This is a genomic window from Paenibacillus pini JCM 16418 (genome assembly GCF_000576305.1).
Taxonomy (GTDB): Bacteria; Bacillota; Bacilli; order Paenibacillales; family Paenibacillaceae; genus Paenibacillus_AQ; species Paenibacillus_AQ pini.
In genome coordinates this window covers 1-15,636 of record NZ_BAVZ01000031.1, presented here as the reverse complement: position 1 = coordinate 15,636, position 15,636 = coordinate 1, and the positions used below count along the sequence as shown (strand labels likewise).

Here is a 15,636-nt window from a genome sequence, read left to right as displayed (position 1 = left end):
CTAATAGGCGTTAGTTTTTTATCCGATAGATCCACGTAGATATTGAAGCGAATCCGTTAAGGGGCCAGGTTCATTGGGGTTAATGCAAATTATATAAATTGTAACTCGACATACAGTAGTCTAGGTTTGAATGGTAGGATAAAGTTATCAATACGAACAACAATCGCATGTGAAGGAGATTAATGATGGCTGAGCCTTTGAAGGATATGTACCATGAACCATTTTTACGACAATTTGCTGAGAAAGTCCATACAGCATATATAGATTTTGATATTGAAGCATTTATTAATTCGACGCTAGCTAATAACTGGGAAGAACTTACGTTGAAAGAACGGATCCGTCGGATTTCGGTGACGCTTGGAACGTATTTGCCTCAGCAATATGATGATGCATTGAATATCTTATATGCGATCGATGAGACTTGCATTGGTTTTCCCTATTTATTTTTCCCTGATTTCGTTGAAGTCTTTGGACAAGCAGAGGAAGATTGGATGCTTTCGATGAATGCCTTGGAACGATTCACTTCGAAATCATCCGCGGAATTTGCGGTAAGATCGTTCATCCTCCGAGATCCAGAACGGATGATGAATCAGATGGAGATATGGGCTAAGCACTCGAATGAGCATGTTCGGAGGCTTGCAAGTGAAGGATGTCGTCCTCGTCTACCATGGGGACAATCGCTGCCACTTTTTAAACGTGATCCTGCTCCGATCCTACCTATACTTGAGATCCTAAAGGCAGACCACTCTCTATACGTTCGTAAAAGTGTAGCTAACAACCTGAACGATATCGCCAAGGATAACCCATCAATCGTCATCGATACGGCTCGCCGCTGGATCGGCAACGATTTAAATACGGATTGGATTATAAGACATGCCTGTCGTACATTGATTCGCAAAGCTAATCCTGATGTACTAGAACTGTTTGGGTATGCGAAGGGTGATGCAGAGGTAAGCCTAATTACACATGCCTCCTTGTCGTCGGAACCGAAGGTATTTTCCATTGGAGAAAGTAGTGAGCTACGCTATGTACTTCTTATCCGTGAAGGAGAACCAGTACGTATTCGGATTGAATACGGCATTGATTTCGTGAAAGCTAGAGGACAAACTTCTCGTAAATTATTTATGCTTACGGATAAGATTGTGCCTGGTGGCACACGTTTACATGGCGCTCGCATTCATCGATGGTCTGATCTGACAACGCGCCGACATTACGCTGGGGAGCATCAAATTGTCTTAACGGTGAATGGTGTAGAAGTTGCGTGCGATGTTATTCATCTTAAGGAAAGTAATATCGATTCATAATTGATCATTAGCGGATTATTCATTCGTTTTGCCATTAGCACAATCTCATCTCCATAACTTTCATACTATATATTATCTTCTAGCTGGAGGTGATATATATGAGCCATTTTGAAAGAGTTCGTAGATTCGCAAGACGCAATGTTGGCCGACGTGTAGAAATTGAATTATTTTCAGGTAGAGAATTCGAAGGCGTTATTGTATTTGCAGGGATTTTTTCATTGATTCTTCGTATAAGAGTACGTGGAGGATTTGTGAACCGTACAATTTTGTACAGAAACATTGATGAAATTAAACGTGATAGATTCTAATGTTGCAAAACTAGCTACGGAGTAATGAACTCTGTGGCTAGTTTTATTTTCTATGGATTGACGAGAATATAAATATTGGATACAATACCAACTAATGAGATAAGAATTGTTTAATTTAATGTTAAACGAATAATCTCTTTACATATTTATGATGAAAAAGGAGGGAAATAAAGAAACAACGTCAACTTAAAATACTTATATTATAACGTTGACCAGTCCACTGGAGACACTCATTTTATGGGTGTCTTTTTTGCATTTAATTATCTTATCAAAGGAGAATTGTTTATGAAGATTGTGAAAAGAATCATTCGAAATTACTTTTTTCAGGTAATGTTCATTGGTTTAGCGCTGTTGTACTTTAATACAGGTAAATTTGAGTCGTCCGTGTTCGCAGCAAATGGGGGAACGAACTATTATGTAGATAGTAGCCTTACGACAAATGGAGATGGGCAAGAAGCGCATCCATTCAACAATTTAGTTTCGATTAATGCTATTACATTGCAAGCAGGTGATAAAGTTCTTTTTAAGCGAGGGACTGTATATTCCGGTACATTTATACCTAAGGGATCAGGGACGAATAGTTCACCAATTCTTATTGGGGCCTATGGAGGAGGAACGAGCAGACCTATTATTAATGCAGATGGCCAGACAGATGCCGTTCTTCTGAAGAATGTACAATATATACAATTGCGAGATCTAGAGCTAACGGCATCAGGAGATAACAAAACGGTAAGGCGTGGTGTACATGTCCTAGGACAGGATGCGGGCGATTTGTATGGAATTGTCCTTCAAAATCTAGAAATTCACGATGTCCGAGGATATATGCCTTCTACAACGGGAGGAAACATCGCTGTTGGTAAATATGGAAATGCATCCGGGGGAATTGTAATTGAGGTTTTGGGTTCTGCAATAAAGACAGCATTCCATGATATAAAAGTACTCGACAACACGGTACATTCAGTGGATAGACAGGGGATTTACACATGGTCGAATTGGTGCCAGAGACCAGAGCTGGTCGGGTTTTGGTTTAACTTATGTACTGCAAAATGGAATCCATTTACGAATGTATTGATCAGTGGTAATCATTTGTCAGATATCGGTGGAGATGGAATCGTAGCGAAAACTTCTACGGATGTAATCGTCGAACACAATACACTTGAGGGTTTCAATGTTCGTTCTAACTCGCCTAATGCAGGCATGTGGACAGCAAATACGAATCATGTCCTATTCCAATATAACTCTGCATCTGGAGGCAAAACAACAAGTGATGGAATGGCATATGATGTCGATCATTCGAGTAACAATATAACCTTCCAATACAATTTATCCTATGATAATGAAGGTGGATTTTTTCTGCTTTGTCCATATGCCGGCTCAGCGGGACAGACTCAGAACTTTACGATTCGCTATAATATTTCGATAAATGATCATGCAAGATTGTTCCAAAGTTGTGGAGGCAAGCTGATAAATGGACAAATTTATAATAATACGATGTATGTTGGCCCTAATATTGCAACATCCATTTTCGATGGGGGATCAACGATTGATACGGTTACTTTTGCTAATAATATCGTTTATAGTCCTAGCGGAGGGCGTGTCAATTGGAGCACTTCGAATACAAATTTAAAAGTTGATCATAATGTTCTTTATGGTGTGCCTATTCCGAGCTGGGCAACGAATACAATCACGAGCAATCCGGGATTGACCGGTCCAAGTCTAATAGATGCGGGTGGCTACAAGCTATTAACGGGTTCATCGGCATTAGGAGCCGGAATACGTATCGCTGACAATGGGGGAAGAGATTATTTCGGAACGGCTTTACAGAACTCCACGCCTAATATTGGAGCCTATGAAGGAGCAGGAGAAGCTCAAAGTCCAGTTACTGGTGTAACGCTGAGTCCAGCAACTCTTACATTGGCACCAAATGATGATCCATTCCAACTCATCGCATCTGTGGCTCCATTAAATACTAGTAACACATCGTTGTCATGGCTTAGCAGTGATTTAAATATCGCGACCGTAGATGTAAATGGTAAGGTAACACCTAAATCCGAAGGAAGCGTTACGATTACGGTAACAACTTTAGATGGTAACTTTCAAGCTTCATCTCAAGTCACCGTAATTCCATCGAGTCCAATCGCTTTTTATAAATTTGAGGAAAAATCGGGAACCATAATCGCTGATTCTTCTGGAAGGGGATATACTGGGGGACTTGTTGGAGGTACCTTGCAGAACACTGTGGGTGTTTCCGGTCAAGGCTTAGCAATACCTGGTCAAGGAGTCTATGCGAGCCTGCCCAATTTTTTGGACCCAGGAAGAGTTGATTTTACTGCCATTGGTTGGGTCTACTTGGATGAGGCGAAAGGTGGAAATCAATACATCTTACAACAGGAAGGCTCGCAGGGACGTTCATGGTTATACCGAAGAACAGATAACGGTAAGCTAGGTTCATTTTTAGGTGGGAGTGAACTTCTTACAACCAATACAATCCCTCTTCGTCAATGGACACAAGTTGCTGTTGTGAAGAAGGGGAATGTGATCAGCCTATATCTTAATGGGTTGTTAAACGCAACATCGTCGAGAAATGTAGAGACCTCAATAGGTAATTTCCGTCTAGGTGCACATAAGAATCCAGACACAAACAATCAGAATTGGAAGGGATCTCTTGATGAATTCCGATTCTATGACAAGTCACTGAACGATATCCAGATTAGTCAATTGTATAATCAGAATATTCCCAATGTCGCCAGTAGTTTAGATGAATTAACGGAACCAGTTGAAACAGAAATATTAATATCACAATGATTGATTCATGTATATTGAATATAAATAAATAGTTGAAAATTGAGTGTAGGGAGTTAATAGCCTATGCTCTTTTTCTATGCTCTTTTTATATTAGATATCTGATATAATCTCCTTTGAGTGAAACGAATACATGACGAAGGAATAGAGTTTAAGCATATTAAGGAGGAGTAATATGATAAATTCTTTAGAAATAATGATTGATGAAGAAATACGTTCAAATGATTTTCCAGTTGGTGGGGCTGTTGTCGTTATCAAAGACGGCAATGCTGTCTATAGTAAAGGATTTGGTAAAGCCCGTATAGATGTGGAAGATAGAGCATTTACTCCGGATACCATAATTAGTATACAGAGTATTTCCAAGAGCTTTACCGTAGCTTCTCTATTGCATCTAGTGGATGAGGGTAATCTTGATCTCGATGCGCCACTGATAAAGTATCTACCTTACTTTAGAACGACGGAAAAACAAAAGAGTGATTTGATTACAGTTAAGCATTTACTATCACATACTGCAGGTTTTTCAGGTGAAATAGGTATTGGCAATTTAGCTTGTCCAAATATCGCTGAATTCAGTGTTTACACGGAACTGAAGAAACAGGTTAGAGTGACTGATGATATCCTACACAGTATACATAACAGAGAAGAAATCACCAGATTCTTTAAATCTGTGACGTTGGCTAACTCACCTGGGTTCGAATGGAATTATTGTACAGACGCTTATATTATTGCAGCTGATCTTTTTGAGAAAGTTAGCGGTTTGAATTGGAATGATTATATGGAAGAAAAAATATTCAATACTTTAAAGCTCACCAGAACAACCTTATCCGCTGAAAAAGTACAGCAAGACGAGGATCACGCTGATTATTACACAAATAATGGTCAAATTTTAGTTAATACTGAAAAATTTGATTTAAATTCCGATATGTTTAACTCTCCATTCCCAATGAACTCCCTTGGTGCACCAATGGGGTTCATTTATTCATCTGCGAACGATTTAGGCACTTATTTGTCATCATATATGGGTCAACCGACCATTTTGCCTCGTAATCTAGTGGATCAATTACAGGAGCCTATATGGCGTTTCGATGACGAAACGGGCTACTCATTAGGCTGGGGAACAAGAAGGCAGAAGAATTACAATATCATTGAACATGGCGGTGGATTTCCAGGGGTAAGTACGTATGTATGCGTGGCTACATCTGAAAAAGTAGCTGTAGCTGTAGTCTCCAATCATGATCAAACACCAACCAAAGAAATTTGTTATCGAGTAATGGATGTCTTATGTTCTGAATTTTAATCTCACTCAATCACTATCACAAACCCCGACCTATTTGGCCGGGGTTTTTAAAAAAAGACAAAGAGAAGCCTTTCGTGACAGGCTCCTCCAGTGTTCCGATGTATGTTATTATGTATTTTATACACTTTACTATGAATTCAAGCAAAGCAATGCTACTTAGAAGGGATGCTTATGATGAACACGAAAACTGAAAAAGAAAAAATGCTACTTGGAGAACTGTACAATGCAAGCGTTCCAGAATTGATTCAAGACCGAGATAACGCTCGTAAACTCACTCGTTTGTTTAATCAAACCATAGAGACTGAACAAGAAGAACGTATTAAACTTCTAAAAACATTATTCGGCTCAACAGGTGAAAACCTATATATCGAACCAAATTTCCGTTGTGATTATGGTTATAACATTTACGTTGGTAACAATTTCTTCGCTAATTTTGATTGTATTATATTAGATGTTTGTGAAGTTCGTATTGGAGACAACTGTTTCTTAGCACCAGGAGTTCATATCTATACGGCAACACATCCACTTGATCCAATCGAAAGAAGTTCCGGAGCTGAGTATGGTAAACCGGTGACTATTGGTAACAATGTATGGCTAGGTGGAGGATCAATTATCAATCCTGGTGTAACGATTGGCGATAATGTAGTCGTGGCTTCTGGCGCTGTTGTTACAAAAGATGTTCCTAACAATGTGGTTGTCGGAGGAAATCCGGCTAGAATTATCAAGACCATTGATGTGTAATAGTTCAGTATCAGTATTATTTCTCTTAGAACAGTTTGGAACGCATGAAGTGCGTTTCAGACTGTTTTTGTATTGAAAACCTGAATGAAGGTTCCTTAGCGTTTTACATTTATATAATTGTAAGGTATCATAGTATAAAGTGGACAATTATTATCTACGTTATAGCATTGGAATGTTAATCGAGGTGAAGGAAAAGAAAATGCATATGAAAACGGGCGTTGAACAATCAGTATATGCCATTTTTCTGCTTAATTTATTACCTGATAAGGCAGTTTTGCCTGGTGAAGCCATTAGTCAACAACTAGGAACCTCTGCAACGTATTTTCAGAAATTGTTAAGAAAGTTAGTTAGTGCCGATTTGATCACTTCGGTACCGGGTGTTAAAGGTGGATTTAAGTTAAAAAAGAAACCCAATGAAATTCGGATATACGATATTTATATCGCTATAGAAGGGCAGCAGACGCTATACTCCTCGAGCGGTATTCTGAACGATATGCTTGAACTTAAGGAAACAGATCAATGCTGTTTGTTGACGGAACTGATGGAGGAAGCGGAATCCTCATGGAAATCTGTATTGAAACGAGAAACCGTTGCCTCGATCTATGATGATATTCACAAAGAACGATTCAAGACAAAAATGGAATCTTTACAAATATGGATTAAAGAAAAAATGGTTGTATAACGATTAACTTTAACTTCAAGGAAAGAAGGAATTTAGATGATGATTACAAGCTTACAACGTATTAATGAGCTCGCAAAAAAGCAGCGTGAAGAAGGCTTAACCAATGCTGAACGTGTAGAACAGCAGGTACTTCGTGAAGACTATTTACGTGAAATTCGTGGACAGGTGCTCAGAACATTTTCAGGACTTACTGTCGTTGATCCAAATGGAAATGATGTTACACCAGATAAAGTTCGAAAAGTAAAGGCTGAGGAATATGTACCCAATGTTTTCGGAGAGCAGAAAGGGAATCACATACACTAAAGGAGAGATCAGATTATGCAACAAGAACAGAAGAAATTGAATGAAATCTCTTATTCGGTATTGGATTTAGCCGCGATATTAGAAGGAGGTACACCAACTCAGGCTTTTCAGAACACCTTAAGTTTGGCACAACATGCGGAACAATGGGGCTACAATCGTTACTGGCTTGCCGAGCATCATAGTATGCCAGGCATCGGTAGTTCTGCGACATCGGTTGTCATTGGTTATGTAGCGGGCGGTACAAAGACGATGCGAGTTGGATCTGGTGGAATTATGTTACCAAATCATTCTCCGCTCGTGATAGCAGAACAATTTGGGACGCTTGAGGCGATGTATCCAGGGCGCATTGATTTAGGGCTTGGCCGGGCGCCGGGGTCAGACCATTTTACAGCAGCGGCTCTTCATCGTGATCCACGAAACGGTCAGGATTTTCCACAACAAGTAGAACAACTGATGAATTATCTAGATAAAGATTCTAAGAACAATCGAGTAAGAGCGATCCCAGGTGAAGGCCAAGAAATTCCAATCTGGCTGCTCGGTTCTAGCGGTTACAGTGCGACATTAGCGGGCAAAATGGGATTGCCATTCTCATTTGCAAGTCATTTTTCAGCTGAAAACACGCTTGCCGCTCTGTCGTTGTACCGTGAAAATTTCCAGCCTTCAGACGTTTTAGACAAGCCGTATGTGATGTTAGGGGTCAATGTGTATGCTGCAGAGTCAACCATGGCAGCTGAGTTTCTAGCGACTTCGCATCAACAGCAGTTTTTAGGCTTAATTCGTAACAAACCTACTAAACTAATGCCACCCGTGGACACAATGGAAGGCATATGGACAGAACAAGAAAAACTAGCATTAACGAAAAAGTCGAAATCATCAATCACTGGAGATCCAGGCGAAGTTAAGGAAAAACTGCAAGCATTTCTGGATGACACTCAAGCGGATGAATTAATCGTTAATTCCATGATTTATGATCAAAAAGCACGTTTACGTTCATATGAAATTGTTGCTGAAGTTACAGGGATGAAGAAATAAAATTCATATCTGTTGATATAATGAAAAGGATGATCTTTGTTGTTAAAGATCATCCTTTTTTTATTTGTAATGTATTCAAATAATAGTGTTTGAGCAGATTGTAATGTAATAACCATCTAGATCACGCACAGTGAATTCATTGTGCCCAGCTAAAGGATTGATATGGGGTTCGGCTTCAATTTTAGATACAAGTTTCTTTGCTCTATCCCAGGCTTTATCGAAATCATTAAGTCGAAAAAATAGAGATAAACCGTTTCCTACCAATCCTTGATCTGGACATAATAAAGACGGATGACCATGATCTCCCCAATGATGAAGACATAGTAGTATGGTTCCATCTGCATCAACAAGCTGATCAAAGATCGCGCCATTCATATGTGTGTTTGTACAATCTAGTAATAACTGATACCACTTCGAACTAGCCACTACATTATCTACGGCAATAATGGTTTCTGTACGTATCACAACTACACACTTCCTTTATTTGGTATACGTTTATTATACCTTTAAATCGAATAAGGTCTCTAATAATGGTTAATGGTATACAGAACATGAATAATAGACCGGGATAAGGAGTGAATTTTCTAAATGGAAAATACTAAGAAGACAAATACGCCACTACAGATGAATGGTCAGGGTGCGCAGTCTTTAGGATCATTCTTGTTTGATTGCCTGAAGAAGGAGGGAATCACCGAAATCTTTGGCGTGCCTGGTGATTATAATTTTTCTTTACTTGATAGCCTTGAGAAATATGAAGGTATTCAATTTATAAATGGACGGAATGAGTTGAATTCAGGATATGCAGCGGATGCTTATGCAAGAATTAAAGGTATTTCTGCCCTTATTACAACGTTTGGTGTTGGTGAACTGAGTGCTTGTAATGCAATTGCTGGAGCGAATAGCGAAAATGTACCCATTATCCACATCGTAGGTTCACCTCCAGATATGCAGCAGAAAGAACACAAGCTAATGCATCATACCTTAATGGATGGGAATTTCGATGTGTTCCGTAAAGTATATGAGCCTATTACAGCATACACGGCTGTCCTCACTCCAGATAATGCAGAGATTGAGATTCCAAATGCAATCCGGATTGCAAAAGAAATGAAAAAACCTGTGTATTTGGTCGTAGCAGATGATTTAATAATGAAGTCCGTCCTGGCTCATCCTCAAGCTGCTACACAGCAGCCTATGACTAATCAGAAAACATTACAGGCAGCCATTGATCATGCACGTCAATTGCTGAGCCAAGCACAGAACACAGTTCTTCTAGCAGATGTAAAAACAGTTCGCTTCGGTCTTCAAGAACCTGTTCAGAAGCTAGTGGAGTCTATGAATGTGCCCGTTGCATCGACCATGTATGGAAAAGGGGCTTTCAATGAGAGTCATCCTTCGTACATTGGAGTATATGGTGGAGCGTTTGGCAGTCCAGATGTTCGCGATGTAGTCGAGAATGCAGACTGCATTATTGGTGTCGGATTGGTTCTTGCCGACACCAATACAGCGAGTTTCACAGCAAAGCTGAACCCGATGCAAATGATTGAAATTCAACCCAAAATGGTGAAGATCGGCGAAGCGGTGTATCCCCATATTTTAGCGGAAGATATGTTGGCATCGTTACAACGTATTGAATATAAGCAGCAAAAACCTGTGGCAAAAGGTGTATTTCCTTACGATCAGAGGGTCGAGAGAGCTGGCGATTTAATTTCAGCAGATGCCTACTATCCTCGTTTTCAGCAAATGCTGAAAGAAGGCGATATCGTAGTTGCAGAAACGGGTACATTTTTCTATGGGATGACTCAGGTCAAACTACCACAGGATGTAACCTTCATTACGCAAGGTGGATGGCAATCCATCGGTTATGCAACCCCATCGACTTATGGTGCATGTATCGCCGCTCCTGACCGGCGGGTTATCTTGTTTACGGGTGATGGCTCCTTACAGCTTACGGCACAGGAGATTAGTTCGATGCTCTATTATGGCTGTAAACCGATTATTTTTGTATTAAATAATAACGGATATACGATCGAGAAGTATTTAAATGTGAAGACTGAGGACCAACTATATAATCAAATTCCGAACTGGAATTATACGAAGCTTGCAGAGGCTTTTGGTGGAGAGGCTTTCACAGCAACGGTGCGAACAAACGAGGAACTGGATCAAGCCATCAAGCAGGTAGAAATGGAAAATAAGAATAAGCTTTGTTTAATCGAAATGATAGCCAGCGATCCGATGGATGCACCTGAATATATGCGTAACATGCGCAATTATTTGGAGCAACAGGAGAAGGAGCGCAGCTAATGGCAGATTGTTCTAGTAAGTGATAAATATGAGAAAAGACCGAACACCTGATGAAATATCACGTGCCGGTCTTTTTCTATATTCTTAAGCATTAGCCTGTTCATAGATATATCCGATAACACCGAATAGGGTAACAAGACAGAATAGACAGAAGAATGTGATTTTCCAGGCGCTTCTAGGGACTTTCCCACTGATGGTACCCGTTTCTCCGTTCACCATATAACGGTAAGTCTTGTCTTTATACATGTACGAGGCATTCCATAAGGGAAGCAAGATATGTTTATATGTTTTTTGAGAATAAGTCGTATTGATGTTCAAACTTCTTATTTCGTCACCGCCGATTTTACTTCGTATGTCTTGATCAAGCTGGGCGTTAATACGTGAAACTGCATCGTCCCACCCTTTTCTGAGGGGAACATTATATCTTTCTGCAATAAAACCACTTAAGTATTCTGGCTTGTATAAAGATAGGTCTTTTAAATTAAAATCGCTGAATTTGTCTATCATTTCATGATCATGTTGCATAGATGCAGGGATCAAGATATCATCAAAAAAATGTTCATTTGAACCACTGGTCCAATGCCAGATCGTGTATTGAACTTGTTCGGTATATGTCTCTTCTTTACCATCAACATAGCGAGTACGGGTTTCGGTTCGATAATGATGCACACCCACTTCAGCGGTATAATCTGAATCCGTTTGCGCATCAAATGTCCAAAAAGGTACATATATACCTGTAACAAGTGAAAGAGTTTGTTGCTTCTTAAATGCATTAGGAACGAACTTCTTTTTCTTTTTCCATTTGAGAAATAATTCATTCGCTTTATCCTTGGAAATATGGAATGGAATCAAGGATTCAGGACGAATGCTGTTATCATCACCTTGAGAAAGAACTTTGGGGGAACCACAAAATGCACACATGGCTGCTGTTTGATGTAATGGTAATAACATTTGAGCACCACAATTCTCACATAGTATGACTTGCTGTTCGGTCCCCCAGTCTTTCAAAGATTCATTTCGCTCATCCATGAAATCGAGTTCATATTCTATTGGCTCTGCATGATCTTCTGATTGTTCAATTGGAGTGATGCTACCACAATATGTGCATTTTAATTGTTGGCAATCGATATCAAATATCATCTGTCCTCCACAGCCTTTGCAAGGAAAACGAATCGGCGCTTCTGTTACAGACATGCTTTCTTCTCCTCTACGCTTTATTGCCACAGTTGGAACAGAACTTTACGTTCGGTGCTAGTGAGCTGCCACATTCGCTGCAGAACTTATTCTCTGGCCTTGGTGTACCACATTCATTACAGAATTTATCATTCGGTTTCAGATCTTGCCCGCAAGAAGCACATGGCTGAGTTTCTTCAGAAGTGGCCGATGTTTTCGGAGAAATAGGGGATGCTTGATCCATTGGTTTAGTATTCATCGCTTGATTGAACATTTGACCCATAGCCATTCCTGCTCCTATACTTGCTCCGGCACCAGCGAGTCCGCCACTTTGGTTATTTGCTGCATCCCGAAGAGACTCGGCAGCTTGAAATTTCATGTATTGATCCAAATTACCTGCGATGTTCATGGACGATTTGCGATCAATCATTCTCTCAACTTCTTCGGGTAGGGAGATATTCTCGATGAAAAATCCTGATAAAGTTAGGCCCATCTTGTTAAAACGAGGTTCTAGCTTAGATTGGACAGCTGTACTTAATTCATCGTAATGAAGAGCGATATCCATAATCGGTATTCTTGCTTCTGCAATTAAATCGCTCATACTAGAGACGATAATAGACTTAAGATAACCACCAATTTGCTCTGAGCTAAAAGAAGATTGAGTTCCGAAAATTTCCTTGAGGAAAACGGCAGGGTCTTTTACGCGAAATGCATAACTACCAAAACCTCGCATTCGAATTGCACCAAACTCAGAATCTCGCATAATAATGGGGTTGGTCGTACCCCACTTTTGATCAGTGAAATTACGTGTGTTTACAAAATAAATGTCTGATTTAAAAGGCGAATCGAATGCATATTTCCAGGACTTTAGCGCTGTGAGTAGAGGCATATTTTGCGTACTTAATGTATATTGACCAGGACTAAAGACATCTGCAATTTGCCCTTCATTCAAGAAGATAGCAGCTTGTGATTCCCGGACTGTCAGTCTCGCACCCATTTTGATCGCTTTATCATACACAGGAAATTGATGAACAATTTCATTGGTGTTATCAGTCCATTCAATCACCTCAATAAATTGACCCTTTATAAAAGAAAATAATCCCATCATTCGACCTCCGCATTCATTATCCAAGATAATCCTAGTATACGTGAATCTAATTCGTAAGTCCCATAATTATATGAAATCAGATCGAACATCTCTTAATTTCCTTGATAAGGTAGAATTTGGCTGTTGAAAGGTGTTATAGTAATCTAGTATTCTTTCAAAGTTTTACAAAATTCACTAGATTACAGGAGACTTTAACACATGAATGTATTTGGAAAAATGCTATTATGCTCAACTATTCTATTAGGCTCATTATCTGCTGTACCCATTCATCAGACAGAGGCAGCTGCCGGTAAAGTGAGTATTATGCTAGATGGATATCAACTGTCATTTCCGGTGCAGCCGACAGTTATGAAGGGGACGACGATGGTGCCATTTCGAGCGATTTCTGAGGCTCTAGGTATCAATGTACTGTGGAATCAGAAGGAACAAAAGCTAACAGCAACGAAACAAAGTGGAAATACAACAAAGAAGGTTGTCCTAAAGATGGGAAGTAAAAGTGCCCTAGTTGATGGGAGTAATGTACCGTTAGCTGCAGCTCCGCAGACGATTCAGAACAGTACGATGATTCCACTAAGCTTCTTCGGTCAACAGTTTGGAGCAGCCGTGTCTTGGGATCAATCGACACAGACGGTGTCTATTACTTCACCACAAAAACAACTGTATACCATGGGGTTTTATGCGCTATCTTCCTTTGATGAAAAAGCATTTATTCCTTCTTTCGATGCAATCGCTTTTGGTTGGAGTCGAATTGATGCAAACGGACAATTCACCGTTCAGGGTAAGGAATATAAATGGCCTCAAGCGGCTGGTATGGTTACACCTGAATCCATCATTGAAGAGTCAGCACAGCAGGGAAGTGCGCCTTACCTTATGGTATATTCAGGAGATGCGAGTCTCGAACTGACGAAGAATTTAGAAGATAAAACCCTCCAGGAAGATACGATAACAAAGATCGTAAGTACTGCTACTGAGAAGGGATTCAAGGGGATTACGCTGGATCTCGAAGGTCTTGGAATGACAGGTGATAAAAATAAAGTGAAGTCGGATTACAATGCATTTATTTCGAATCTATCGGGTAAAGCGAGACAGGCTGGTCTGAAATTAACATTAGCTCTTCATCCCATTAACAGTTCATATACAGGTTATGACTATAAGAAATTATCGAGTTTAGCTGATGATATCATTATCATGGCCTATGCATTTGAACAGGAGAAAGCTCCTGAACCTTTAAGCAAAGTGGATGAAGCGATCCGGCTTGCACTTAGAGAAACATCTAAAGATAAGCTGATGCTTGGTATTTCGATGGGCAGCGAGAACGACAAATCCGTTAATTCTAAAATTGGTTTAGCGAAGCGTTATGATCTAAAAGGTGTTGCGTTTTGGCGACTTGGCATTATTGGCCAACCAGCCTGGGCACAGATTAATCAATCAATCGATATGAAATAAAATGAATTAAAGTAGATCCTGAGAATTCTCTCAGGATCTTTTTTACGTTTCCTATTTGTTGGAATTCAATATAAATGAATAATCACATGATGTTCTAACAGTCATACCGTTATTGTTCTTAAATTCTAGTCTTAAATTATAGTCTGGGAATGACCTTCCTTGCAGCAAGGAATAGCCATGTGCACAGAACAAATGGCATCGTAAGTGCAGGTAGCCCATAAGGTAACAACCAGGTATCTACACTAGCTGTAACAGGAATGGATATCATGGCAGCAATAATTCCTGAAAAAGGCGCAAAACGGCTCTTAGCTTCAAATACAGTAGCGACTGCTAGAATGGTTAAAACTGCGTTGTAACCATAAAGCCCAAAATTTAGTAAAGAGACTTCCGCTCCAAATCCATATGCCGTTAACCATCCAACCGCAGTTCCGATCACCGCATAAAGTCCAAACTTCCAACTTGCCCAAAACACGCCGATTAAAATCAATATTCCAGACCATATTTTGTCCTGAAAATATACTTGTCCAATCCCATTAACTAACCCATGGAATAAATTTAAGGTACCTTCCGGATGCAGTTTCCAATGAGAAAGATCTTGAGGGATAAGATTCGGGCTTAATTGGATCATTCCTAATCGGTATGCAGCTAACAGTAGAAACCAAGTCAATATTATGTATGGAAATGTAAGAACGGGTATCTTAGATTTTTGCATGAGATGCATCATTGCCGCGGTAAAAAGAGTCGCTATTGTTGCTCCGGCTAAAGCTAGTAACCAACGCTGTCCACCCTCTAAATTTAAAGCTAAGGCCATTCCCGCTAATACCGAGTTATACCCTAGTAATCCTTGATTAACAATGGCTTTATCTACTCCTCCTAATCTACCAATTAAAGTAGCTATGAAGGCTGATAACAAAGCAATAATACCTATCGAAACAGAAGAGATCATGATTGCTATTAAGATTATGAGCCCAGTGACAGCATTCTCAATTAACATGACTTGAGATATGCCTTTCAAAGTAGCAGAAACCAAAGGGTAAAATGAGGCCACACGTAACGAATTTCGATTTTCCTTTAGCATAATAATCTCCTTATTTTTTATTGTGAATTAACTCTGTTAACAACTCATCTCAAGATTTATA

General features: G+C 39.7%; 14 protein-coding genes. 10 read left to right on the top strand and 4 right to left on the bottom strand.

Going from position 1 to position 15,636, the window contains the following annotated elements; genetic code table 11:
• Nucleotides 1-185: 185 nt before the first annotated feature.
• The 8 genes from JCM16418_RS22020 (at nucleotide 186) to JCM16418_RS21980 (ending at nucleotide 8,469) form a co-directional block, all read left to right on the top strand.
• Nucleotides 186-1,304, top strand: coding sequence for a DNA alkylation repair protein (locus tag JCM16418_RS22020; RefSeq protein ID WP_036653291.1), 1,119 nt, complete (start codon nucleotides 186-188; stop codon nucleotides 1,302-1,304).
• A gap of 98 nt (nucleotides 1,305-1,402) precedes the next feature.
• The gene (locus tag JCM16418_RS22015; RefSeq protein ID WP_052020676.1) at nucleotides 1,403-1,612 is read left to right on the top strand and encodes a hypothetical protein; all 210 of its coding nucleotides are present in this window, start codon (nucleotides 1,403-1,405) and stop codon (nucleotides 1,610-1,612) included.
• Between the two features lie 285 nt (nucleotides 1,613-1,897).
• Nucleotides 1,898-4,417: a LamG-like jellyroll fold domain-containing protein gene (locus JCM16418_RS24020; RefSeq protein ID WP_158442452.1), complete on the top strand. Its 2,520-nt coding sequence runs from the start codon at nucleotides 1,898-1,900 to the stop codon at nucleotides 4,415-4,417.
• A 172-nt stretch (nucleotides 4,418-4,589) separates the two neighbouring features.
• A complete protein-coding gene (locus tag JCM16418_RS22000; protein ID WP_036653288.1) occupies nucleotides 4,590-5,711 on the top strand; it encodes a serine hydrolase domain-containing protein in 1,122 nt (373 codons plus the stop codon).
• 174 nt (nucleotides 5,712-5,885) lie between these two features.
• The gene (locus JCM16418_RS21995; RefSeq protein WP_036653302.1) at nucleotides 5,886-6,452 is read left to right on the top strand and encodes a sugar O-acetyltransferase; all 567 of its coding nucleotides are present in this window, start codon (nucleotides 5,886-5,888) and stop codon (nucleotides 6,450-6,452) included.
• Between the two features lie 199 nt (nucleotides 6,453-6,651).
• Nucleotides 6,652-7,134 carry an RrF2 family transcriptional regulator gene (locus JCM16418_RS21990; protein WP_036653286.1) on the top strand — a complete coding sequence of 161 codons (483 nt, stop codon included), beginning with the start codon at nucleotides 6,652-6,654 and terminating at the stop codon, nucleotides 7,132-7,134.
• A 39-nt stretch (nucleotides 7,135-7,173) separates the two neighbouring features.
• Nucleotides 7,174-7,437, top strand: coding sequence for a DUF896 domain-containing protein (locus JCM16418_RS21985; RefSeq protein ID WP_052020685.1), 264 nt, complete (start codon nucleotides 7,174-7,176; stop codon nucleotides 7,435-7,437).
• 15 nt (nucleotides 7,438-7,452) lie between these two features.
• On the top strand, nucleotides 7,453-8,469 hold the full coding sequence (locus JCM16418_RS21980) for an LLM class flavin-dependent oxidoreductase (protein ID WP_036653283.1): 1,017 nt from the start codon (nucleotides 7,453-7,455) through the stop codon (nucleotides 8,467-8,469).
• 75 nt (nucleotides 8,470-8,544) lie between these two features.
• Here the strand turns inward: JCM16418_RS21980 and JCM16418_RS21975 are convergent, their stop codons facing one another.
• The gene (locus JCM16418_RS21975) at nucleotides 8,545-8,934 is read right to left on the bottom strand and encodes a VOC family protein (protein ID WP_036653281.1); all 390 of its coding nucleotides are present in this window, start codon (nucleotides 8,932-8,934) and stop codon (nucleotides 8,545-8,547) included.
• A 123-nt stretch (nucleotides 8,935-9,057) separates the two neighbouring features.
• Here JCM16418_RS21975 and JCM16418_RS21970 point away from each other — a divergent pair, with 123 nt between their 5' ends.
• Nucleotides 9,058-10,770 carry an alpha-keto acid decarboxylase family protein gene (locus tag JCM16418_RS21970; RefSeq protein WP_052020673.1) on the top strand — a complete coding sequence of 571 codons (1,713 nt, stop codon included), beginning with the start codon at nucleotides 9,058-9,060 and terminating at the stop codon, nucleotides 10,768-10,770.
• 84 nt (nucleotides 10,771-10,854) lie between these two features.
• On the opposite strand, the gene JCM16418_RS21965 is transcribed toward JCM16418_RS21970, so the two are convergent.
• Both JCM16418_RS21965 and JCM16418_RS21960 read right to left on the bottom strand, forming a co-directional pair.
• Nucleotides 10,855-11,964: a TFIIB-type zinc ribbon-containing protein gene (locus tag JCM16418_RS21965; protein WP_036653278.1), complete on the bottom strand. Its 1,110-nt coding sequence runs from the start codon at nucleotides 11,962-11,964 to the stop codon at nucleotides 10,855-10,857.
• 13 nt (nucleotides 11,965-11,977) lie between these two features.
• Nucleotides 11,978-13,051 (bottom strand): SPFH domain-containing protein, encoded by a 1,074-nt coding sequence (locus JCM16418_RS21960; protein WP_242403944.1) that lies wholly within the window; start codon nucleotides 13,049-13,051, stop codon nucleotides 11,978-11,980.
• 198 nt (nucleotides 13,052-13,249) lie between these two features.
• Between JCM16418_RS21960 and JCM16418_RS21955 the strand changes: the two genes are divergently transcribed.
• Nucleotides 13,250-14,497: a stalk domain-containing protein gene (locus JCM16418_RS21955; RefSeq protein ID WP_036653273.1), complete on the top strand. Its 1,248-nt coding sequence runs from the start codon at nucleotides 13,250-13,252 to the stop codon at nucleotides 14,495-14,497.
• Between the two features lie 136 nt (nucleotides 14,498-14,633).
• On the opposite strand, the gene JCM16418_RS21950 is transcribed toward JCM16418_RS21955, so the two are convergent.
• Nucleotides 14,634-15,575 carry an urea transporter gene (locus tag JCM16418_RS21950; RefSeq protein ID WP_036653270.1) on the bottom strand — a complete coding sequence of 314 codons (942 nt, stop codon included), beginning with the start codon at nucleotides 15,573-15,575 and terminating at the stop codon, nucleotides 14,634-14,636.
• Between the last annotated feature and the right edge of the window lie 61 nt (nucleotides 15,576-15,636).